Here is a 21,034-nt window from a genome sequence, read left to right on the forward strand (position 1 = left end):
GGGCGCGCGCCGGGGGGCCCTCTCCCGGGGGCGGGCCCCCCCCCGCGGGGGGGGGGGGGGGGGCCCCCCCCCCCCCCCCCCCCCCCCCCGCCGGCGGGCCGCCCACCCTGCGCGGGTCCGGGCCAGGAGCGTGACGAGCACGACGACGACCACGGCCACCACGGCCGTCACGGCCGTCGGCACCGAGACGAGCGGCCCGTCGAGCCGTCCGACCGCCACCCACGCGAGCCCCCAGCACAGCGAGACCGTCGGAGCGAGCCGCCCGCGACCCCACACCGCGAGCAGGACCCCGACGAGCCCGGCCACCGCCGCGACGAGCACGCCCCAGACGTCCTGCCCGAGCCCGAAGCCCCGGAAGCCCGCGGCCGTGAGCACCGCCGCGGTGTTCGCCGCCGTGGCCACGCAGACCCACCCGAGGTAGAGCCCGAAGGTGCCGTCGGTGACGATCGCCTCGACGACGCCGGACGGCCGGGTGCGCCGCAGGATCGTGAACGTCCACACGAGCACCACGAGCAGCGCGACGATGATCGGCTCGCTCGCCCAGAGGAAGCCGAACTGCACGGACAGGATCCACGCCGCGTTGAGCAGGAGGGAGAGCGTCGCCGGCAGGGCCAGTCGCGCGTGCCGCTCGTCGTCGGCGGTCCGGAACAGCTGCCGCACGGCGTACACGATCAGTCCGAGGTAGATCCCCGACCAGATGCCGAACGCGGGCCCGTCCGGCGCGATCGACGTCGACGACGCGGAGAGTGCTCCGCCCGCGGCGTCCTGGATCGGGGTGCCGCCCGCGGCTCCCGACCCGATGAACGACCCGACCACCGCGATCACCGCGCTCACGACGACGACGATCCGCCACGTCCGTGTCCCAGTCATGTCCACTCCCTTCGTCAGCATGCTGATGACCGGGACGGTACGCGCCCACACCCTGCGCGTCCTGCGTACGGTGGGGGACGTGAGCGTCGAGCTGAACACCGTGTACGTCGACAAGATCGCGCCGATCGCGTGTCCGTCGCTCCCCGACACCTTCCGGATGCTCGAGGACCAGGGCGCGAGTGCGTGCATCGTGCTCCACCAGCCCGATGCCGAGGAGCTCGGGGACGTGGCCGTCGCGCTCGGCCTGCACGAGCTCGCCGTCGAGGACTCCGCCGAGGGTCACCAGCGGCCGAAGCTCGAGCGGTACGGCAAGACCCTCTTCGTGGTCCTGAAGCCCGCGGTCTACCACGACGCGAAGGAGGAGGTCGAGTTCGGCGAGGTGCACGCCTTCGTCGGCGAGGACTTCTTCCTCGCGGTCGTCCCCGCGGACCCCCGCGGGCCGCAGGCCGTCCCCCGTGCCCTGCAGCGGATGAGCGGTAAGCCCGGCCTCGTCACGGCGGGTCCGCAGGCGCAGCTCTGGGCGCTGATGGACTCGATCGTCGACGGCTACCTGCCGGTGATCGACGGTCTCGAGGAGGACATCAACCAGATCGAGGACCAGCTCTTCGCCGGTGTCGCCGGCGTCTCGAAGCGCATCTACGAGCTGTTCGGCGAGGTGGTCGCGTTCCAGCGGGCCGCCCGACCCCTCGTGTACATGATCGAGAACCTGCACCGGGGCGCGGAGAAGTACCACCTGCCCGTCGAGATGCAGCGCCGCTTCCGTGACGTCCTCGACCACGCGATCCGCACGGTGGAGCGCCTCGACACCTTCCGGCAACTGCTGCAGAACGCCCTGACCGTCGACTCGACGCTCGCGGCGCAGAAGCAGAACGACGACACGAAGCGCATCTCCGGCTGGGCGGCGATCCTCTTCGCACCGACGCTCATCGCGGCGATCTACGGGATGAACTTCACGCACATGCCCGAGTTGCAGTGGACGTGGGGGTACCCCCTGTCCATCCTCGCGATGATCCTGTTCGCGGCGATCCTCTTCGTGGTGTTCAAGGTCAAACGCTGGTTCTGACGGCTCGCGACGCGTGATGCGTCGGACGGGAGGCCCGTGGCGGCGCCGCCACGGGCCTCCCGTCCGACGGCCGGTCGCTGTGCGACCGCACACCGCGCTTGCGTGTCGCACGCGATCCCCGCCAAGGTCGGAGCATGACCGACGTCGTCCACCTCACCGCCGAGGGTGTCTCCCTCGTCCTCGATTGTTCTCCGGGAGCGCTCCCAGCCGTCGTCCACTGGGGCGCCGCCCTGGGCGACGTGCCCCCGGAAGACCTCGCCGCCCTGGCCGTCGCCGACGTCGCCGTCGTCGCGCCGAACGAGGCCGACGTGCCGGTGCGCCTCGCGGTGCTGCCGGAGCCGCACCGCGGGTGGAACGGCCGACCGGGCATCTCCGGGCACCGCGACGGACACGACTGGTCGCCGGCGTTCACGGTGTCCTCGCTCGACGTCACCGACTCCGCCGTCGTCGCGCGCGGGAGCGACGAGACCGCCGGGCTCGCGGTCGTGCTCGAGGTCGAGCTGACCTCCTCGGGGCTCGTCCGCACCCGCGCCGAGGTGACCAACACCGGGGAGGGCACCTACACGCTCGACGACGTGCACCTCGCGCTGCCGATCCCGGACCGCGCCCGTGAGGTCCTCGACCTCGCCGGACGGTGGGGCGGCGAGCGGACCCCGCAGCGCAGCACCCTGCACGTCGGGACGCACGAGCGCGACAACCGTCGGGGACGCACCGGGCCCGACGCCGCGACGGTGCTCTCGGTCGGGGAGCCCGGGTTCGGGTTCGGCCACGGCGAGGTCTGGGGCGTGCACACCGGCTGGAGCGGCAACCACCGGCACCTCGCCGAGCGGCTGTCGACCGGGCGGCAGGTCGTCGGCGGCGGGGAGCTCCTGCTGCCGGGCGAGGCCCGGCTCCGAGCAGGGGAGTCGTACCGGACGCCGTGGGTGTGGTTCGCGTACGGGGACGGCCTCGACGACCAGGCCCGACGCTTCCACCGCTGGCTGCGTCGTCGTCCGCAGCACCCGTCGACCCCGCGCCCGATGACGATCAACGTCTGGGAGGCCGTCTACTTCGACCACGACCTCGACCGGCTCACCGACCTCGCCGAGCGCGCCGCGGCCCTCGGTGTCGAGCGCTACGTCCTCGACGACGGCTGGTTCCGCCACCGCCGGGACGACCACGCCGGGCTCGGCGACTGGTACGTCGACGAGGGCGTCTGGCCGGACGGCCTCGGTCCGATCGTCGACCGGGTCCGCGCGCTCGGCATGCAGTTCGGCCTGTGGTTCGAACCGGAGATGGTGAACGAGGACAGTGACCTCGCGCGGGCGCACCCCGAGTGGATCATGCAGGCCGACGGCCGGCTGCCCGTGCGTTCCCGTGACCAGCAGGTGCTCGACCTCGCGATCCCCGAGGCCTTCGCGTACGTCCTCGAGCGGATGACCGCGATCATCGGCGAGTACGGCGTCGACTACGTCAAGTGGGACCACAACCGCGACCTCGTCGAGGCGGGGTTCCCCGGCGGCGGAGCAGCCGTGCACGAGCAGACCCTCGCCACCTACCGGCTGATGGCGACGCTCAAGGAACGCTTCCCGGCGCTCGAGATCGAGTCGTGCTCGTCCGGCGGCGCCCGCGTCGACCTCGGTGTCATCGAGCACACCGACCGCGTGTGGGTGTCCGACTGCATCGACCCGTCCGAACGGCAGCGGATGCACCGCTGGACGCAGCAGCTCCTGCCGCCCGAGCTCCTCGGCGCGCACGTCGCGAGCGGCACGAACCACACGACGGGCCGGTACCACGACCTCGCCTTCCGGGCCGGGACCGCGCTCGTCGGGCACCTCGGCATCGAGTGGGACCTCGCCCGCGCGACCGATGACGAGCTCCGCGACCTCGCCGCGTGGACCGCGCTCTACAAGGAGCTCCGGCCGCTCCTGCACGGCGGCGACCTCGTGCGGCTCGACGATGTCGAGCCGACACGCCTCGTGTACGGCACCGTCGCGCCGGACCAGCGGAGCGCGGTGTTCTTCCTCGCGAGCACCGGATGGTCGGACGTGTCGAACACCGGCCGGGTGCGCTTCCGCGACCTCGACCAGGGGACGCGCTACCGGGTCGACCCCGTCGTCGTCGGCGAGCTGCACGGCCTGAAGGCACCCGCGTGGTGGGCAGGCGCCCGCGAGTTCTCCGGCCGGGTGCTCACGACGGTCGGCGTCCAGCCGCCGCACCTGCCCGCCGACGCCGTGGTGCCGTTCCGGGTCACGGCGGTCTGACCCCTCGTCGTCCGGCGTCACGGCGGAGGGCCCGCGCCCTGTCGTCCGGCGTCACGGCGGTCGGACGTGTGACCGGTGCTCGGTAGGCTCGTCGCCATGCCGCGCACCGGTCACGCCACCCCGATCTGGGCGCTCCGCATCGCCGTCGTCACCGCCCTCGTCGGCGTCGCGGGCGGCATCGCCGGCGTCGCGGTGTGGCTCGCGCTCCAGCTGATCCAGTTCGTCGCGTTCGGCTTCCCCTACGGCGGACACCTCGAGGCAGCGGACGCCGACTCCGGGTGGCGCCGGTTCCTCGCGGTCGCCGCGGCCGGGGTCCTGACCGCGGTCGCGTGGTGGGCGCTCCGACGCTGGGCGAGATCCACGGTCGCCGTGACCGCCGCGGTCTCCGGGAAGCGGATGCCCGCGTTCTCGACCGTCGCGAACGCGGGCGTGCAGATCCTCGCGGTCGGCCTCGGCGGCTCCATCGGCAAGGAGGTGGCCCCGCGTGAGCTCGGCGCGTGGCTCGCCCAGCTCGTGACCGTCCGTGCGGGGCTCACGGCCCGGGAGACCCGCATCCTCGTCGCGTGCGGTGCCGCAGCCGGCCTCGCCGCCGTGTACGACGTGCCGCTCGGCGGGGCCTTGTTCGCGGTCGAGGTGCTCCTCGGTGAGCTCACCTTCGCGACCGCGCTGCCGGCCTTCGCCACGAGCGCGATCGCCGCCTTCACCGCACGGCTCGTGATCCCGGACGAGGTGCTCTACCACGTGCCCGCGATGCCGATGTCGGAGTCGCTGCTCGTCTGGTCGGTGGTCGTCGGGCCGGTCCTCGGCTTCGCGGGGGTCGGGTTCGTGAAGCTGACGAACCGGTTGCAGGGGATCGCGCCGAAGGGCTGGCACCTGCTCGTCGTGCTCCCGGTCGCGTTCGCGCTCGTCGGGCTCGTCGCGGTGCCGTTCCCCGAGGTCCTCGGGAACGGTCGGGCGCTCGGCGTCGTCGCGATGAACGCCGCCCTCGACGACGCCTCCGTCCTCGGGCTCGTCCCGATCCTGCTGCTGCTCGTCCTCGGGATCCTGAAGACCGCGACCACCGCGGTCACCATCGGCGCCGGAGCGGTCGGCGGCACCCTCACCCCGTCCATCGCGATCGGTTCGGCCATCGGCGGCGGCCTCGGCGGGCTGTGGTTGCTGCTCTGGCCCGTCGACTCGACGTCGCTCGCGGCGTTCGCGTTCGTGGGCGCGGCGGCGTTCCTCGCGACGACCATGCGGGCGCCCTTCACGGCACTCGTGCTCGTCGTGGAGTTCACCCAGCAGGGGACGGACATCCTCGTGCCCGCCCTGCTCGCCGTCGCCGGGTCGGTCGCCGTCTCGTACGTGCTCGCCCGCCGCCGCAGCGCCCAGATGGCCTGAGCAGGTGGCGCCCGGACACCGACGGGCCGAACGCCTACCATCGGCCGCACGCGGGGCGGACGTGCTCCGCCGAGTGGAGGAGCCGATCATGGCCGGGTTCGACGACATCACCAAGAAGGCGCAGCAGTTCCTGCAGGACGGCAAGGTGCAGGACGCGCTGAAGAGCGAGAAGGCCGAGGACGTCAGCGACAAGGTGCTCGACGGCGTCGCCGATGCCGTCAAGAAGGCCACCGGTGGCAAGTTCGACGACAAGATCGACAGCGCGCGCGACACCGCTGACAAGCACGTCGGCAACGAGTAGCACGGGGTCCACGACGGTCCGACTGGACGTCGGCGGGAACAACGACCACGATTGACGGGTCGTCGCGTGACCGGCGACACCGGGAGGACCAGTCGTGACCATCGTGGGACCGAGCACACCGCTCACCGAGGACGAGGTGCTGCGCATCCGCGCGGACTTCCCGATCCTGCAGCAGGACGTGAACGGGCAGCCGCTCGCCTACCTCGACTCCGGTGCCACCGCGCAACGCCCGGTCCAGGTGCTCGACGCCGAGCGCGCGTTCCTCGAGCGTGACAACGCGGCGGTCCACCGCGGCGCGCACACGCTCGCGGCGCTGAGCACCGACGCCTACGAGGACGCGCGGGCCACGGTCGCGCGCTTCGTCGGCGCCGCCGCCCCGCGGGAGGTCGTCTGGACGGCGAACGCCACCGACGCCCTCAACCTCGTGGCGTACGGCTTCGTGAACGCCAGCCGCGGCCGGGGCGGTCCCGCCGCCGAGCGCTTCCGGCTCGGGCCCGGCGACGAGGTCCTGGTCACCGAGGCCGAGCACCACGCGAACCTCGTCCCGTGGCAGGAGCTCGCCGCGACCACGGGCGCGACGCTGCGCTGGATCCCCGTCAGCGACGAGGGCACCTGGACGGCCGCGGACGCCGCCGAGCACATCACCGACCGCACGAAGGTCGTCGCCTTCGCCCACGTCTCGAACGTCACCGGCATGGTGGCCCCGGTCGCCGAGGTCGTCGCGCTCGCCCACGCGAAGGGGGCGCTCGTCGTCCTCGACGCCTGCCAGTCGGCACCGCACCGGCCGCTCGACCTCGGGCAGCTCGGTGTCGACTTCGCGGCGTTCTCGGGGCACAAGATGCTCGGGCCGAACGGCATCGGCGTCCTCTGGGGCCGCGCGGAGCTCCTCGACGCGCTGCCGCCGTTCCGCACCGGCGGCTCGATGATCACCACCGTGACGATGGAGTCGAGCGAGTACATGCCGGCGCCGGAGCGCTTCGAGGCGGGGACGCAGCCGGTGTCGCAGGCGGTCGCCCTGGCCGAGGCCGTCCGGTACCTCGAGCGGCTCGGTACGGAGCAGGTCCGCGCGCACGAGGAGCACCTCGCACAGCGCATGCTCGACGGGCTCGCGGCCGTCGAGGGGGTCCGTGTCGTCGGGCCGCCGGCCGGGGTGCCCCGCTCGGGGTTGGTGTCGTTCGACGTCGACGGCGTGCACGCGCACGACGTCGCGCAGTACCTCGACGCGCAGGGGATCGCGGTGCGCTCCGGCCACCACTGCGCCCAGCCGTTGCACCGTCGACTGGGACTCGTCGCGACGACCCGGGCGAGCACCTACGTGTACACGACCGAGTCGGACGTCGACCGCTTCGTGCAGGCGGTCGGCGAGATCCGCGACTACTTCGGCGCGTCGAGCGAGCCGTCGGACGAGGGGGCCGCCCGGTGAACGCCCTCGACTCCCTCTACCAGCAGGTCATCCTCGACCACGCCAGGGCCCGCCACGGCGACGGCCCCCTCGACTCCGCGGACGCGGAGCACTTCGAACGCAACCCGACCTGCGGCGACGAGATCACCGTCCGGGTCCGGCTCGAACCGGGGACCGACCGCATCGCCGAGCTCGCGTGGCAGGGCGACGGCTGCTCGATCTCGATGGCGTCCGCGTCCGTGCTCACCGACATGGTGCCCGGCCGGACCGTCCCCGAGTTCCTCGCGCTCACGGAGGCGTTCCGCGAGATGATGCGCTCCCGCGGGGCCGGCGAGCCCGACGAGGACGTCCTCGAGGACCTCGTCGCGTTCCACGGCGTCTCGAAGTTCGTGATGCGGGTCAAGTGCGGCATGCTCGCCTGGGTCGCCGCCGAGGCAGCCGCGCGCGAGGCCACCGCCTGACGTCCCGCCGTCGGTCCGCGCGACGCCTCGTGCCTCAGCGGTCCTTCCGCGATGCCGACCACGTCTCGCGGGGCAGCTCGCCGAACTCCGCGCGGTAGCTGCTCGCGAAGCGCCCGAGGTGGCCGAACCCGACCGCACGCGCGACGTCGCCGACGCTCTCGGCCTCGCCGGACTCGAGCTGCTCCCGTGCGAGCAGCAGCCGGATCCGCCGGAGGTACGTCGTCGGGGTGACGCCGTGGTGCCGCCGGAACGCCTCCTGCAGGCCGCGGATGCTGAGGCCGGCGGCGTCGGCGACGTCCTCGACCGAGATCTGCTCCGTGGCGTGGTCGAGCAGGAACCCCTCGGCGCGCGCGAACCGGGCGGCCGCTGCGGTCGGGGGTGGCCCCTGCTCGCCGATCGGCCAGTGCGGGATCGCGGTGAGGAGCCCACCGGCGGCGAAGCGCGTCAGCTCCCGCTCGCGGGCTTCCGGCACGACGGAGGGGCCGCGGAGCACGTCGGCGGCCACGGTCCGGACCATGAGCCACCACGCGGCGAGCGCGGGGCCCTCGGGGATGTGGTGCGGCTGGAAGCGCAGGGGGCCGGGACGCCAGGCGCCCCGCTCGGCTGCGACCTCCTCGACGGTCCGTCGGTCGATGCGGATGAGGTCGAGCTCGTACCCGGTCCACCGCACGTGTTGGGGGTCGTGCCGGAAGAGCGACGGCCGACCGGTCGGGACGTCGTGGTCCTCGTCGACGGCGCCGGTGCCGGACTTCAACCAGAAGAGGACCATCGCGGTGTCGGCCTGCACGTCACCACGGACCTCGCCCGAGGACGCGGAGGACCACAGGGAGAGCAGGTCGGTCCCGCGCCGACGCATGTCGAACGCGAAGCCGTCGGCGCCGGGCTCGACGTCGACGCGACGCAGGTCGGGGAGCGCGCGGAGCTGCTCCGACGCCTGGGCCGGGTCCTGGGTCGTCGCGGACCACCGGGTGCGCTGCATGGTCTGGGGCACCCCTGCATCCTGCCGTGGCGAGCGCACCGGTGCCCAGCAATCGTTCGGCGTGCGGACAGCGCACCCGCGCGCTGCGGACGGTGCGCCCGCCGGACGCGACCCGTGGGACGGGCAGCACCCGTGCCTCCCGGCCGGGCGTGTCACACGACGCAACGTCCGTGGCGGACGCGACGGCCCGCCCGTAGCGTCGCGATCGTGACGACCGACAGCGCACCCCGGCAGATCCGCTTCAACGCGTTCGACATGAACTGCGTCGCGCACCAGTCCTCCGGGCTGTGGCGCCACCCCCTTGACCGCTCGCGGCACTACAACGACCTGTCGTACTGGACGGACCTCGCGAAGATCCTCGAGGGCGGCGCGTTCGACGGCATCTTCATCGCCGACGTCCTCGGCACGTACGACGTGTACGGCGGGTCGGACGAGTCGGCGCTCCGGACCGGGTCGCAGGTGCCCGTGAACGACCCCGTGCTCCTCGTCTCGGCGATGGCGGCGGTGACCGAGCACCTCGGGTTCGGCATCACCGCCGGGACCGCCTACGAGCACCCGTACCCGTTCGCGCGGCGCATGTCGACACTCGACCACCTCACGAAGGGCCGGGTCGGGTGGAACGTCGTGACCGGGTACCTGCCGAGCGCGGCCCGCAACATGGGGCAGACGGACCAGCTGTCGCACGACGACCGCTACGACGTCGCGGACGAGTACCTCGAGGTCCTCTACAAGCTCTGGGAGGGCTCGTGGGAGGACGACGCCGTCGTCGAGGACCGTGCGACCGGGGTCTTCACCGACCCGGCGAAGGTGCACCCGATCGAGCACCACGGGAAGCACTTCGACGTCCCGGGCATCCACCTCTCCGAGCCGTCGGTGCAGCGCACGCCCGTCATCTACCAGGCCGGTGCGTCCCCGCGAGGCGTCCGCTTCGCGGCCGAGAACGCCGAGGCGGTGTTCGTCGGGGCGCCGACCCTGCCGCAGTTGGCCGCGACCGTCACGAAGATCCGGGACGCCCTGGAGGCAGCTGGTCGCGACCGGTACGCCGCCCGCGTCTACTCACTGCTCACCGTGATCACGGACACCACCGACGAGGCCGCCCAGGCGAAGTACGAGGACTACCTGTCGTACGCGTCGGAGGAGGGTGCCCTCGTGCTGAACTCCGGCTGGATGGGCGTGGACCTCGCGCAGTGGGAGCTCGACGAGCCGCTCGGCGACGTCGAGTCGAACGCGATCCAGTCGGCGGCGGCGAACATCTCCGCGGCCGAGGGCACCGACGGCTCGAAGTGGACCATCCGGGACCTCGCCCGGCACACCGCGATCGGTGGACTCGGACCGGTCGCGGTCGGCTCCGGCGCCACGATCGCGGACACGCTGCAGCGGATCCAGGAGCAGACCGACGTCGACGGGTTCAACCTCGCCTACGCGGTGACGCCGGGCACGTGGGAGGACGTCATCGAGTTCGTCGTCCCGGAGCTGCGGGCCCGCGGTGTCTACCCCGAGGGGTACGAGGAAGGTTCCCTCCGGCACAAGCTGCACGGACGCGGTGACCGGCTGACCGAGGAGCACCGCGGTGCCGCCTACCGGATCGGCGAGCGGTCGGTCGTAGGCTGACCGGGTGACCTTCCCGTCCTTCGTCCTCCGTGCAGCCTCGGGGGACGAGGACACGGCGTGCACGGACCTCTGGGTGTCCGCCGTCGCCGTCCGTGACGGTCTCCCCGAGTCCGACGCCGTGCGCCGGCGCGCAGTGACGAAGTTCGGCGTGCACCGGGTCGCGCTCGTGGTGGCCGAGGACGGCGCGGGCATCGCCGGCTTCGTGCTCGTGACGGCCCCGGGCACCGGTGGTGCCGGCGACCCGGCCGACGCGGCGTACCTGTCGCTCCTGGCGGTGGCGCCGCGGGCACAGGGCCGTGGCGTCGGGCGGGAGCTGCTCGAGGCGGCCGTCACCGAGGCGGGCCGTGCGGGACACCCGCGGGTGGTCCTGCACGCGCTCGAGGACAACGCGCCCGCCGTCCGGCTCTACCGCGGTGCCGGGTTCCGGCCGGCCGGCGAGCCCTTCGCGCACCCGCTCAGCGGTCGATCGACGCGCGCCTGGGTCGCCGGGGGGCGATGACGGCGGCGACCGCTCGCCACGTCGCCGCCAGGAGTGCCGACCAGGCGGGCACCGGCTCGGGGTGCAGTGCGTCGACGCCCCGGCGGCGGAACGGGGAGCCGTCCGCCCACGACGCGACGGCGGTCCCCAGCGCCCCGACGGGCTCGCGCTGCGCGTCCTCGGGTGACGGCCACGGCTCCCACTTCGCCCGGGGCGCGGTGAGCAGGTACGGCTGCGGGGTCGGGTAGCTCACGAGTTCGAGCGTCGAGCCCCACGGCGTCCGGGTGTACACGAAGCGGTTGCCCTCGCCGGCCTCGACGCCGCGCAGCTCCCGCGGGTCGGAGTTCCGCAGTCCGCCGGCTCGTTCGACCTTCTCGAGCGCGGCGTCGATGTCGTCCACGTACAGGGCGACGTGCTGCCAACCGAGGTCCGACGGTGCGGCGGGGGAGTGCTGGTCCGGCCCGAGGTACTCGAACAGCTCGAGCCCGGGCCCCTCCGGGAGCGCGAGCATCCGGATGGCACCCTGCGCCATGGTCGACGGGATGCCGAGGTAGCCGTGCACCTCCGGGGTGCTCCGTGGCTCCTCGGTCCGGCACCGGACGTCGTAGAGGAAGACGGCGTCGAGCGCCGCCTCGAAGAACGCCGTGGCAGCGTCGATGTCCGGCACCGTGACGCCCACGTGGTCGATCCTGATTCCCCTGCCCATGGCTGGAGTGTGTCATCCGGGCCGTCCGACTCCTCGCCGGGGGTGCCTCCGATGCGGGGAAGGGTGCGGTTTCCCGCAGTGTCGGGCGGTCACGCAGGTGAGGCTGCCCTCACCACGAAACCCCAGGTCAGGGCAGCCTCACCTTGCTGGCGGAACGTCCTCGACGGTGGCATCCTCGTCGCATGTCGACCGCATCGGACCTCGTGCTCCCCGCCACCGATCACGACGCCACCAGCGCCGCGAAGCTCAACTGGCTCCGCGCCGGACTGCTCGGCGCGAACGACGGCATCGTGTCCGTCGCCGCCGTGCTCGTCGGCGTCGCCGGGGCAGGCGCCGGGACCGGCCCGGTCATCGCCGCCGGCACCGCAGCGCTCGTGGGCGGGGCGGTCTCGATGGCCCTCGGCGAGTACGTCTCCGTGAGCGGTGCCCGTGATGCCCAGCGCACCGGTCAGGCTGCGCAGCAGGCGCAGCTCGAGGCGGAGTCCGAGGACGCCGACACCATCGCGGCGCACTACCGGGGGCTCGGGGTCGCGCCGGAGGTGGCGTCTTCGGTCGCAGCCGAGCTCGTCCGACCCGAGGTCCGAGCGCTCCGGGCCGAGGCCGCCCTCCGCGACGCCGAGGACGAGGTCGTCAGCCCGTGGCGTGCCGCCTGGGTCTCCGCGGCGACCTTCACCACGGGGGCGGCGCTCCCGTTCCTCGCGATGCTCCTGGCGCCGGAGGCCGTGCGGGTCGCGGTGACCGTCGTGGCCGTCCTCGTCGCGCTCGCCGTCACCGGGGCGACCGGTGCCGCGCTCGGTGGGGCTGCCCGGGGCCGTGCGACGATCCGCGTCGTCGTGGGTGGCGCACTGGCGCTCGCCGCGACCTACGCCGCCGGTGCGCTGCTCGGGGCGCACGCGGTCTGACGACCGGTCAGGTCTCGGCTGCGGCCGCCTCGGCGGCCAGCGCGGCGTTCCTCGTCGACAACAGGCGGCGCAGGTAGCCGTCCAGGACCACGAACTCGGCGAGCCGTCCGAGGGGCCCGAAGGGCGCCGTGACGACGACGTCGTCGACCATCCGCGTGCCGGTGCCGGCGCGTTCGAAGCGGTGCTCGTGCCGGAACCGGGCGAACGGCCCACGCACCTGTTCGTCGACGAACCGGTGTGGCGCCTCCAGTGCGGTGATGCGGCTCGTGAGCCGCCAGACGACGCCGAGGTGGCGGGCGCGGAACGTGACCGTCTCGCCGAGGCCGATCCTGCCGGTCGTCACACCGCCGACGGCGCGTTCGCCCGTCCCGGCGAGCGAGCGCTCGTGCGCGCCGATGTCGAGGGACAGTGCGAACGCCCGCTCGGGCGGGCAGTCGAGGTGGGTGTCGAGCCGGAACCGGACCGTCACGCGGCGGGCCAGCCGTACGGGGAGGCGAGCCAGCCCTGCGGAGCCGACCGGTCGTCGTCGCGGAGGACCGCGGCGAGCGCCTCGTCGTGTCGTCGACCTCGGTGCACGCTGGCCGAGCGCCGGAGGCCCTCGAACGACATGCCGACGCGGCGGGCGATCGCGGCGGAGGCACGGTTCGTCGCGATCGCACGCCACTGCACGCGGACGAGGCCGAGGCCGTGCGGCGGCTCGGCGAACGCCCAGTCCACGATGCGGGAGACCGCCTCCGTCGTGAACCCGTGCCCGCGGCCGTCGGGGTGGACGGCGTAGCCGACCTCCGCGGACCCGTCCGCGATGCCGAACAGCTCGACCGTGCCGAGCAACCGCGGGTCCTCGGCGCGGCGCATCGCCCAGGCGAGCCGGGAGCGCTCGGCCCAGCCGGTACGGCACCGCTCGAGCCACTCCGCGAACTCGGCGCGACCGTACGGCACGGGTACCGGGGTGTACGCGATGACGTCCGGGTCCGTGGCGTACGCGATGACGGCGTCGGCGTCGGACTGCTCCGGCGGCGAGAGCACCAGGCGGTCCGTCCTGAGCGTCACGGGGTCCATGAGCCCGAGCCTAGCGACGGGGCGACCGCGGGCGGCTGCGGTACCGTCGGCGGATGACTGCGTTCCCGGTGATCGACGGCCACAACGACCTGCCATGGGAGCGGCGCGACACCCACGGCTCCGGGGTCGAGGGCATCGACACCGAGCAGGGCTCGCTCCACACCGACGTCCCGAAGCTCCGGGCGGGCGGGGTGGTCGGGCAGTTCTGGTCGGTGTTCGTGCCCTGCTCCGAACCCGACCCCGTCCGGACGACGCTGCAGCAGATCGACCTCGCGCTCCGGGTCGTCGAGCGGTACCCGGAGACCTTCGCCCTCGCCCGGACCGCGGCCGAGGTGCGGGCAGCGGTGGCCGACGGTCGCATCGCGTCGCTGCTCGGCGCCGAGGGCGGCCACTCGATCGGCGACGACCTCGCCGTCCTCCGGTCGTTCGCACGCCTCGGGGTCCGCTACATGACCCTGACGCACAACGACGACACCCCCTGGGCGGACTCGGCGACGGGCGCGCACCCGCACGGCGGCCTCACCGACCGTGGCCGCGAGGTCGTGGCGGAGATGGAGCGCACGGGCATGCTCGTCGACCTGTCGCACACCGCCCCCGCGACGATGCACGACACGCTCGACGTCGCGACCCGGCCCGTGCTCTTCAGCCACTCGTCCACCCGGGCCGTGTGCGACCACCCGCGGAACGTGCCCGACGACGTGCTCGAGCGGCTGCCGGACAACGGCGGTGTCGTGATGATCACCTTCGTGCCGGCGTTCGTGTCGCGGGCCTACGCCGACTGGGAAGCAGACGGGTCTGTGGGGGAGGCGCCGCTCGTCACCGTGGCGGAGGTCGCGGACCACGTCGAGCACGCCCGCGACGTCGCCGGCACCGCGCACGTGGGGATCGGCGGCGACTACGACGGGACGCCGGTGCTGCCGCCGGACCTGCGGGACGTGTCGCGGTACCCGGTCCTGGTGGACGAGCTGGTCCGGCGGGGATGGAACGACGACGACCTGCTGGCGTTGGCAGGCGGGAACGTGCTGCGCGTGCTCGAGGCGACGGACGAGGCGTTCGCGCGGACCGCGGTGCGCTGACGCGACGCGACGCGACGCGACGCGGCGAGGCGGGGCGACGTGGTGCGCCGACGCGGTGCGACTCGGCGCGCGCTGCACCGTTCGGCCCGGCCTCGGCGCGTCACGGACCAGGGGGAACCCGGCTCCCCTCGGTAGGCTCGCACCGCAGGCGCACAGGAGCGCACCGCACGCCGGACCGCCCCTGACGGCGGCGCGGCCCGACCCGGAGGAACGGACCAGATGAGCGGCACCATCCACGACAACATCTCGCAGGCGTTCGGGGACACCCCGCTCGTCCGGCTGAACCGGCTGCCGCGCGAGGGCAGCGCCGAGATCCTCGCGAAGCTCGAGTTCTACAACCCCGGCGCGAGCGTCAAGGACCGCCTGGGTGTCGCGATCATCGACGCGGCCGAGGAGTCCGGCGAGCTGCAGGCCGGCGGCACGATCGTCGAGGGGTCGTCGGGCAACACCGGCATCGCCCTCGCCCTCGTCGGCGCGGCCCGCGGCTACCGAGTGGTCATCACGATGCCCGAGACGATGAGCGTCGAGCGTCGCGCCCTCATCCGCGCCTACGGTGCCGAGGTCGTCCTGACGCCCGGGTCCGAGGGCATGAAGGGTGCCGTGGCGCGCGCCGAGCAGATCGTCGAGGAGACCCCGGGAGCGATCCTGGCGCACCAGTTCGAGACGCCCGCGAACGCCGCCATCCACCGTCGGACCACCGCCGAGGAGATCCTCCGCGACACCGAGGGGCACGTCGACGTGTTCATCGCGGGCGTCGGCACGGGCGGCACCATCACTGGTGTCGGTCAGGTCCTCAAGGAGCGCGTGCCGGGCGTCCAGGTCATCGCCGTCGAGCCGAAGGACTCGCCGCTGCTGACCGAGGGCAAGGCCGGCCCGCACAAGATCCAGGGCATCGGCGCGAACTTCGTGCCGGAGGTCCTCGACCGCAGCGTCATCGACGAGGTCTTCGACGTCGAGCTCGACGACGCCCTGCGCGTGGCCCGAGACCTCGGGACGCAGGAGGGCATCCTGTCCGGCATCTCCTCCGGCGCGATCATCCACGCCGCGATCGAGGTCGGCGCCCGTCCGGAGAACGCCGGCAAGCGCATCGTCGCGATCGTCTGCGACACCGGTGAGCGCTACCTGTCGACGGTGCTCTTCGAGGGGCTCACTGCGTGACGTCAGCCCGACGGCGGGGCGTGCTGCGGACCATCCGGGAGGACCTCGCCGCAGCACGCCGCGGTGACCCCGCAGCACGCGGGGACCTCGAGAACGCGGTCGTCTACTCCGGCCTGCACGCGATCTGGACCTACCGGTTGACGCACCGGCTCTGGCTCGCGCGAGGACTGCCGGGGTCGCGCTTCGCCGCCCGGGTCCTCGCGCAGGTCGCCCGGTCGGTCACCGGCATCGAGATCCACCCGGGTGCGCGCATCGGTCGCCGCTTCTTCATCGACCACGGCATGGGGGTCGTCATCGGGGAGACCGCGGTGGTCGGTGACGACGTGGTCGTGTTCCACGGCGTGACGCTCGGCGGCCGCGGCGGCGAGCACGGGCCGGGCGTGCGGCGGCACCCGCGGGTGGGGGACCGCGTGGTGCTCGGTGCGGGGTCGTCCCTCATCGGGGCGATCACGGTCGGCGCGGACTCCGTCGTGGGCGCGAACACGGTCGTCACGAAGGACGTACCGCCGGGGTCGGTCGTGACCGGCGTGGCCGGGACGGCCCGCCCGCGCTCCGGTCACGAGGGCGTGCCCCCGCTCTGATGCCCGGTCGGCCGGCGGCGGCCTCGGTTCGCAGCGACCTCCGGTCGCGGTCCCGGACGGGAGGCACGGGTCGCCCCCGTCGTGTCGGCTGGCGGTCGCGGGGAGACTCACTCCCAGACCGCGGTGTCGGGGTCGACGCCGTGTCGCCGGGCGCTGTCCTCGACGACCGCGCGGAACCAGTCGGCGAGCCCGGGCCGGAGGTCCTCGTGGTGGGCGCGGAACCCCGGGTCGTCGGTGTACGTGCGGGCGAGCAGGACCTGCCGGGTGCGGCTGAGCGGGAACCACGTCGAGAACACGGCGCGGTGCTCGTCGACCAGCGCGTCGGCGGCCGGGCTGCCGGGTTCGACGCCGTCGTCCATCGCCGCGACGAGTGCCCGCTCGACCGCGGCTGACCGGTCGGCGGCCGCGCGCCAGTCCTCCGCGTCGCGTCCGGCCGCGCGTTCCGCGTACTGCCGCCAGGCCGTCCCGTCGCCCCAGCGCGCTCGGGCCTGCTCGGGCCACGCCGGATCCCACCCCGCTCCGAACAGCGCTCGTTGCTGCTCGGCGGGGAGCGTGACGCCGCGCTCGTGGGCGTCGACCATCCGCCCGAGGTCGTCGTCGAGCCGTCGGAGCCGTTCGACGTGCTCGCGGAGCTCCTCACGGCGCGCCGAGAGGACCGCACTGGGATCCGTCCCGTGCTCGTCGAGCAGCGTCCTGATGTCGTCGAGCCCCAGCCCGAGCTCCCGGTGGAGGAGCACACGGCGGAGCCGGTCGACATCGGCGGGGGAGTAGGACCGGTACCCGGCCTCGGACCGCCGTGACGGCGCCGCCAGCCCGAGGTCGTCCCAGTGGTGCAGGGTCCGGACGGTCACCCCGAGGAGCGCGGCGACCTCGCCGACCGTGCGGTGCGGGCCGTCATCGAACGCTGTCACGGGGTCCATCCTGCTCCGCGTCCGCGTCCGCGGGCGTGGGAGCGATGCCGACGTCGCGCAGGGCACGGGCCTCGGCGCTCGACGCGTCGTAGGGCTTCGCCGCGGTGACGACCACCCGCACGTGCTCCGGCGTGACCACCTCGACGTCGAGCGTGTTCCACGGCGTGTCCGTCGGGCCGTGGACCTCGGCGTCCGGGAACAGCGCGAGCCGCTCGAGGAACGCCGGGAGCTCGCCGAGCACGCACGCGAACGACACGGTGGTGGTCCCGCCGTCGGCCTGCGGTGCGCCGGGAACCAGCAGCACGTCCTGGAACGCCCACCGCCGCAGGTGCACGAGCCGACCGGGCACGGCGAAGAGCACGAAGAAGTCGAGCGCCTCCGTCCAGAACCGGACGGAGCGGTCGATGTCGTCCGTCGTGACGGTGACGAACGCCGGCATGCCGTAGATGCCGTCGAAGTGCCCCGGGCCGACGGCGTCGACCGTCGGCTCCGGGACGGGGCTGATCTCGAACGCGCTGCGGAACTCCATGTCCGCAACCATCCGCCCTCACGTGGCGTGAGGGTCAAGCGTGACGGGTCAGCTCTTCTCGCAGGCGATGCCGTCGGCGTCGCGGTCGAGCTTCTTGTTCGCCGCGTAGAGCTTGTCGTCCTTCTTGACGGTGCCCTTGAGCGCGCGGTACGTCACCTTGCCGGCCGAGGTCACCCGGTTCTTCGTGACGGACTTCTTGGCGATGCCGCCGGAGTACACGCGGTGGACAGCGTCGCAGTTCTTGTAGACGGTGGGGGCGGCCTGTGCGGCCGAGGCGCCGCCGACGACGGCGGTGGCGGCGAGGACGACGCTCGCGGCCGCCATGCTGAGGGTTCGGGTCATCTGCATCCGCTCAGACTAGGCCCACCGCGAGGATCACTCATACCCCCGATCGGGGCCCGACCTCGGGCATGCTGGGGGCATGGACGGAGCAACCCTGCACGAGGTGGCCGCGCGGACCGCGATGGGCCTGCCAGCGGTCGAGGAGACGCAGCCGTTCGGCGAGGGGGCCGTCGCCTACAAGGTGGTCGGCAAGATGTTCGTCATGACGTCCGAGCTGCGGGGCGTCCCGATCGTCAACCTGAAGTGCGCCCCGCCGCACGGCGCGGCGCTCGTCCGCGACCTGGCGGAGGTGACGCCGGGCTGGCACATGAACAAGCGGCACTGGATCACCCTCGCGCCCGGGGACGGCATCGACGAGACCCTCGTGGAGGACCTCGTCGCGAACGCGTACGACCTCGTGGTCGCCGGCCTGCCGCGCGCGAAGCGACCGATCGACCCCGTCCGCCGCACCCTGCCCGACTGACGCAGCGCTCCCGGACCGACCGACGACTCGACGGACACGACGACCCGCTCGGTCAGCCGCGTGCGACTGCCGTGTCGAGCAGGACCCGCACCTTCGGCGCCACCGGACGACCCGCGTCGAGGACGGCACGCGCGCGTCCGGCGCTGACCCCGGCGAACAGCTCGCCGATCGTCACGCCGTGGTCCGGCCGGTCTCGTACCTCGACGCCGTCACCGGCCTGCACCGGCCCGGACCGGACCACGCGGAAGTAGGCGCCGGGACGACCCTCCTCCGTGAAGCGTCGGACCCACTTGTCGACGCGCATCCGGCGGGCGAAGGTACCGCACGGGATCCGCGGGATCGTGACCTCGAGGACGAGGGAGTCGCCGACGTGCCAGCGCTCGCCGGTGACCGCACCGGTCACGTCGAGTCCCGAGGTCCGCAGGTTCTCACCGAAGAGCCCCGGCGGGACGTCGCGGCCCAGTGCGTCGGCGAAGTACGCGGCGTCCTCGTCCGCGTACGCGTAGACCGCCTGGTCCTCGCCGCCGTGGTGCTTCCGGTCGGCCTGCACGTCGGCGTACAGGCCGAGCGGGCGGACCCGGACCGGCCCCTCGACCGGACGCTTGTCGATGGCCGTGACGCCGATCGTCCCGGAGTCGGGCAGGAGCCGCTCGACGCGGCAGACGGCGGTCACCAGGGGCACGACACCAGCATGCCGTACGGAGGCCGACGGCAGAACTCGGGTGCCGGGTGTGACGAAGTGCCGTCCTGCTCCGTCCTGTCGGTGGAGGCCGTCGCCACGGCCCGAGGAGGATCGACCATGACCGACACCCCGAACCCGCGCACCGACCCCCGTCACCGCACCGCGCGGACGCACCTGCTCGCGCAGGCACGGGTCCGTGCCCTCGCCGCCCGGCCGGTCGGACCGTTCCGGGTGACCTCGGCGCACGCTTTCCGTGCAGGTGACCGGTGAGCGGGACGGTCACCCGTGCTCAGGAAGACCCCATCCGACCCCGGTAGAAGGATCCCGTGCCCCACCAGCTCCTCACCGACCTCGACGACGCCGTCCTCGCGGGCCGGTCGTCCGACGGCGACGTCCGGGCGTTCGAGGTCCTCATCCGCCGCTACACGCCCCTGCTGCGGGCGTACGCACGCCGCACACTCGGGTCGACCGACGAGCTCGACGACGTCGTGCAGGAGACGTTCATCACGGCCTGGGACCGGCTCGACCGCCTCGAGGACCACGCCAAGGTCAAGTCCTGGCTCATGCGGATCCTCAGCCGGAAGTGCATCGACCGCATCCGGGCCCGCCGGTTCCACGACGACGTCACCGAGATCGAGGTCGAGGCGCCGTCCGACGACGCTCCGGAACGGGTCGCCGAGGCACGCTCGCGTGAGGAAGCGGTGGAGACCGCCCTCGCCGAGCTCCCCGAAGCGCAGCGCCGGTGCTGGCTCATGAAGGAGGTGCTCGAGTACTCGTACGACCAGATCGCCGAGGAGCTCGACCTCCCCGCCTCGACCGTCCGCGGGTTGCTGTCCCGAGCCCGGAAGAACATGATCCGTCTCATGGAGGGATGGCGATGACCGATCCCGAGCACGTCCGGCTCGAGTCCCTCGAACCCGACGACCTCGACGGCCACTCGATCGACGAGCTGGCCGACTACCTCGACGCGGGCATGCAGCCCGCGGACCCGACCATCGACGACTCCCCGGCCTGCCAGAACGCGCTCGCCGCCCTCGTCCGGCTCCGGCAGACGTCCCTCGGCTCCCTCGAGGCCGCCGCCGCCGAGGAGGCCCCGGCCGACGAGTCCTGGGTGAGCGGTGTCCTCGCGAACATCTCGCTCGAGGCCCGTGCCGGCCGAGACGTCCCACTCCGCCCGGCGGCGCCGACCGAACGTCCGGTGATGACCGAGGGTGCCATCCGGTCCCTCGTCCGGAGCGCGGGCGACGGCGTCGGCGACGCACTCATCGCGCGCTGCACGCTCGAGGGCGACGTGACCGAGCTCGGGGCACCGGTCCGGGTCGTCGTCGAGATCGCGGTGCGCTCCGGGGCGACGATCCGCACGGTCGCCGCCGAGGTGCGCGAGACCGTCGCCCGGGTCCTCGCCGACCAGACCGACCTCGTGGTCGACTCGGTCGACGTCGTCGTCCGTGACCTGCTGCCCCGCACGGACGACACTGACGCCGATGCCCGCCACACCGCCGCCGACGCAGCCCCCGAGGAGGACGCATGAGCCCCGCCGACGACATCCTCGGCGCCGTCGAGGCCGCCGTGCTCGAGGTCCCCGGGGTCGCCGACCTCTACCGCGCCCGGCCCACCCTCGGCAGCACCGTGTCCGCGGTGAAGAGCCTGGCGGCCCGGACGGCACCGAGCCGCGTCGTCCTCGACGGTGACGTGCTCCGGATCGTCATCGGCACCGACCTGTCCCGGCCGGCGCCCGAGACCGCCCACGAGGCGCACGTCGCCGCGCTCGCCGCGGCCACCGAGCACGGCCTGGCCCTCAGCCGGGTCGACGTCCGCGTCGCCCGGATCGGCTGAC

At 73.4% G+C, this 21,034-nt stretch carries 26 protein-coding genes; 17 read left to right on the forward strand and 9 right to left on the reverse strand.

From position 1 onward, the window contains the following. Positions 1–870, reverse strand: an 870-nt coding sequence (locus ACIPYW_RS09790; RefSeq protein WP_400412931.1) for a hypothetical protein, incomplete at its 3' end; no start/stop codon positions are given. A gap of 79 nt (positions 871–949) precedes the next feature. Here ACIPYW_RS09790 and ACIPYW_RS09795 point away from each other — a divergent pair. The 6 genes from ACIPYW_RS09795 (at position 950) to sufU (ending at position 7,720) form a co-directional block, all read left to right on the forward strand. Beyond that, positions 950–1,933 (forward strand): magnesium and cobalt transport protein CorA, encoded by a 984-nt coding sequence (locus tag ACIPYW_RS09795; protein WP_400412932.1) that lies wholly within the window; start codon positions 950–952, stop codon positions 1,931–1,933. A 134-nt stretch (positions 1,934–2,067) separates the two neighbouring features. Continuing rightward, positions 2,068–4,176: an alpha-galactosidase gene (locus ACIPYW_RS09800; RefSeq protein WP_400412933.1), complete on the forward strand. Its 2,109-nt coding sequence runs from the start codon at positions 2,068–2,070 to the stop codon at positions 4,174–4,176. Positions 4,177–4,272: 96 nt separating this feature from the next. Then, complete coding sequence (locus ACIPYW_RS09805) at positions 4,273–5,556, forward strand: chloride channel protein (protein WP_400412934.1); 1,284 nt, start codon at positions 4,273–4,275, stop codon at positions 5,554–5,556. 88 nt (positions 5,557–5,644) lie between these two features. Beyond that, the gene (locus tag ACIPYW_RS09810; RefSeq protein WP_400412936.1) at positions 5,645–5,857 is read left to right on the forward strand and encodes an antitoxin; all 213 of its coding nucleotides are present in this window, start codon (positions 5,645–5,647) and stop codon (positions 5,855–5,857) included. A 103-nt stretch (positions 5,858–5,960) separates the two neighbouring features. Beyond that, positions 5,961–7,280, forward strand: a complete 1,320-nt coding sequence (locus ACIPYW_RS09815; RefSeq protein ID WP_400413588.1) for an aminotransferase class V-fold PLP-dependent enzyme — start codon at positions 5,961–5,963, stop codon at positions 7,278–7,280. Then, complete coding sequence (gene sufU / locus ACIPYW_RS09820; protein ID WP_400412937.1) at positions 7,277–7,720, forward strand: Fe-S cluster assembly sulfur transfer protein SufU; 444 nt, start codon at positions 7,277–7,279, stop codon at positions 7,718–7,720. The genes ACIPYW_RS09815 and sufU overlap by 4 nt, the downstream gene beginning before the upstream one ends. A 34-nt stretch (positions 7,721–7,754) precedes the next feature. Here sufU and ACIPYW_RS09825 read toward each other — a convergent pair whose 3' ends face one another. Continuing rightward, on the reverse strand, positions 7,755–8,711 hold the full coding sequence (locus ACIPYW_RS09825; RefSeq protein WP_400412939.1) for a helix-turn-helix transcriptional regulator: 957 nt from the start codon (positions 8,709–8,711) through the stop codon (positions 7,755–7,757). A gap of 195 nt (positions 8,712–8,906) precedes the next feature. Here ACIPYW_RS09825 and ACIPYW_RS09830 point away from each other — a divergent pair, with 195 nt between their 5' ends. Beyond that, positions 8,907–10,310 carry an LLM class flavin-dependent oxidoreductase gene (locus ACIPYW_RS09830; RefSeq protein ID WP_400412941.1) on the forward strand — a complete coding sequence of 468 codons (1,404 nt, stop codon included), beginning with the start codon at positions 8,907–8,909 and terminating at the stop codon, positions 10,308–10,310. 4 nt (positions 10,311–10,314) lie between these two features. Next, positions 10,315–10,809 carry a GNAT family N-acetyltransferase gene (locus tag ACIPYW_RS09835; protein ID WP_400412943.1) on the forward strand — a complete coding sequence of 165 codons (495 nt, stop codon included), beginning with the start codon at positions 10,315–10,317 and terminating at the stop codon, positions 10,807–10,809. Here ACIPYW_RS09835 and ACIPYW_RS09840 read toward each other — a convergent pair. Then, positions 10,766–11,494 (reverse strand): VOC family protein, encoded by a 729-nt coding sequence (locus ACIPYW_RS09840; protein WP_400412944.1) that lies wholly within the window; start codon positions 11,492–11,494, stop codon positions 10,766–10,768. The genes ACIPYW_RS09835 and ACIPYW_RS09840 overlap by 44 nt on opposite strands. A 182-nt stretch (positions 11,495–11,676) precedes the next feature. Between ACIPYW_RS09840 and ACIPYW_RS09845 the strand changes: the two genes are divergently transcribed. Further along, complete coding sequence (locus tag ACIPYW_RS09845; RefSeq protein ID WP_290131107.1) at positions 11,677–12,396, forward strand: VIT1/CCC1 transporter family protein; 720 nt, start codon at positions 11,677–11,679, stop codon at positions 12,394–12,396. A gap of 7 nt (positions 12,397–12,403) precedes the next feature. Here the strand turns inward: ACIPYW_RS09845 and ACIPYW_RS09850 are convergent, their stop codons facing one another. Then, a complete protein-coding gene (locus ACIPYW_RS09850; protein WP_400412946.1) occupies positions 12,404–12,865 on the reverse strand; it encodes an SRPBCC family protein in 462 nt (153 codons plus the stop codon). Continuing rightward, positions 12,862–13,455: a GNAT family N-acetyltransferase gene (locus ACIPYW_RS09855; RefSeq protein WP_400412947.1), complete on the reverse strand. Its 594-nt coding sequence runs from the start codon at positions 13,453–13,455 to the stop codon at positions 12,862–12,864. The genes ACIPYW_RS09850 and ACIPYW_RS09855 overlap by 4 nt, the downstream gene beginning before the upstream one ends. A 53-nt stretch (positions 13,456–13,508) precedes the next feature. Between ACIPYW_RS09855 and ACIPYW_RS09860 the strand changes: the two genes are divergently transcribed. From ACIPYW_RS09860 to epsC, 3 genes are all read left to right on the forward strand, one after another. Continuing rightward, positions 13,509–14,531, forward strand: coding sequence for a dipeptidase (locus tag ACIPYW_RS09860; RefSeq protein ID WP_400412948.1), 1,023 nt, complete (start codon positions 13,509–13,511; stop codon positions 14,529–14,531). Positions 14,532–14,750: 219 nt separating this feature from the next. Beyond that, positions 14,751–15,689, forward strand: coding sequence for a cysteine synthase A (gene cysK, locus ACIPYW_RS09865; protein ID WP_400412949.1), 939 nt, complete (start codon positions 14,751–14,753; stop codon positions 15,687–15,689). Continuing rightward, positions 15,686–16,270: a serine O-acetyltransferase EpsC gene (gene epsC, locus ACIPYW_RS09870; RefSeq protein ID WP_400412950.1), complete on the forward strand. Its 585-nt coding sequence runs from the start codon at positions 15,686–15,688 to the stop codon at positions 16,268–16,270. The genes cysK and epsC overlap by 4 nt, the downstream gene beginning before the upstream one ends. A gap of 107 nt (positions 16,271–16,377) precedes the next feature. Here the strand turns inward: epsC and ACIPYW_RS09875 are convergent, their stop codons facing one another. From ACIPYW_RS09875 to ACIPYW_RS09885, 3 genes are read right to left on the reverse strand one after another with little or no spacing between them, the layout of a single operon-like run. Continuing rightward, positions 16,378–17,181, reverse strand: coding sequence for a MerR family transcriptional regulator (locus tag ACIPYW_RS09875; RefSeq protein ID WP_400412952.1), 804 nt, complete (start codon positions 17,179–17,181; stop codon positions 16,378–16,380). Next, positions 17,165–17,710, reverse strand: coding sequence for a VOC family protein (locus tag ACIPYW_RS09880; protein ID WP_400412953.1), 546 nt, complete (start codon positions 17,708–17,710; stop codon positions 17,165–17,167). The genes ACIPYW_RS09875 and ACIPYW_RS09880 overlap by 17 nt, the downstream gene beginning before the upstream one ends. Before the next feature lie 48 nt (positions 17,711–17,758). Next, positions 17,759–18,058, reverse strand: coding sequence for an excalibur calcium-binding domain-containing protein (locus tag ACIPYW_RS09885; RefSeq protein WP_400412954.1), 300 nt, complete (start codon positions 18,056–18,058; stop codon positions 17,759–17,761). Positions 18,059–18,131: 73 nt separating this feature from the next. On the opposite strand from ACIPYW_RS09885, the gene ACIPYW_RS09890 reads away from it, so the two are divergent. Beyond that, on the forward strand, positions 18,132–18,515 hold the full coding sequence (locus ACIPYW_RS09890) for an MmcQ/YjbR family DNA-binding protein (RefSeq protein WP_400412955.1): 384 nt from the start codon (positions 18,132–18,134) through the stop codon (positions 18,513–18,515). A 52-nt stretch (positions 18,516–18,567) separates the two neighbouring features. Here the strand turns inward: ACIPYW_RS09890 and ACIPYW_RS09895 are convergent, their stop codons facing one another. Beyond that, positions 18,568–19,197 (reverse strand): MOSC domain-containing protein, encoded by a 630-nt coding sequence (locus ACIPYW_RS09895; RefSeq protein ID WP_400412956.1) that lies wholly within the window; start codon positions 19,195–19,197, stop codon positions 18,568–18,570. A 117-nt stretch (positions 19,198–19,314) separates the two neighbouring features. Between ACIPYW_RS09895 and ACIPYW_RS09900 the strand changes: the two genes are divergently transcribed. From ACIPYW_RS09900 to ACIPYW_RS09915, 4 genes are read left to right on the forward strand one after another with little or no spacing between them, the layout of a single operon-like run. Continuing rightward, positions 19,315–19,467, forward strand: a complete 153-nt coding sequence (locus ACIPYW_RS09900) for a hypothetical protein (RefSeq protein ID WP_400412957.1) — start codon at positions 19,315–19,317, stop codon at positions 19,465–19,467. 56 nt (positions 19,468–19,523) lie between these two features. Continuing rightward, positions 19,524–20,078 (forward strand): RNA polymerase sigma factor, encoded by a 555-nt coding sequence (locus tag ACIPYW_RS09905; protein ID WP_400412958.1) that lies wholly within the window; start codon positions 19,524–19,526, stop codon positions 20,076–20,078. Beyond that, positions 20,075–20,728 (forward strand): hypothetical protein, encoded by a 654-nt coding sequence (locus ACIPYW_RS09910; protein WP_290131118.1) that lies wholly within the window; start codon positions 20,075–20,077, stop codon positions 20,726–20,728. Before ACIPYW_RS09905 ends, ACIPYW_RS09910 begins: the two co-directional genes overlap by 4 nt. Then, positions 20,725–21,033, forward strand: a complete 309-nt coding sequence (locus tag ACIPYW_RS09915) for a hypothetical protein (RefSeq protein ID WP_290131119.1) — start codon at positions 20,725–20,727, stop codon at positions 21,031–21,033. The genes ACIPYW_RS09910 and ACIPYW_RS09915 overlap by 4 nt, the downstream gene beginning before the upstream one ends. Position 21,034: the final 1 nt, after the last annotated feature.

This window comes from Curtobacterium sp. NPDC089689 (genome assembly GCF_044749145.1).
Lineage (GTDB): Bacteria > Actinomycetota > Actinomycetes > Actinomycetales > Microbacteriaceae > Curtobacterium.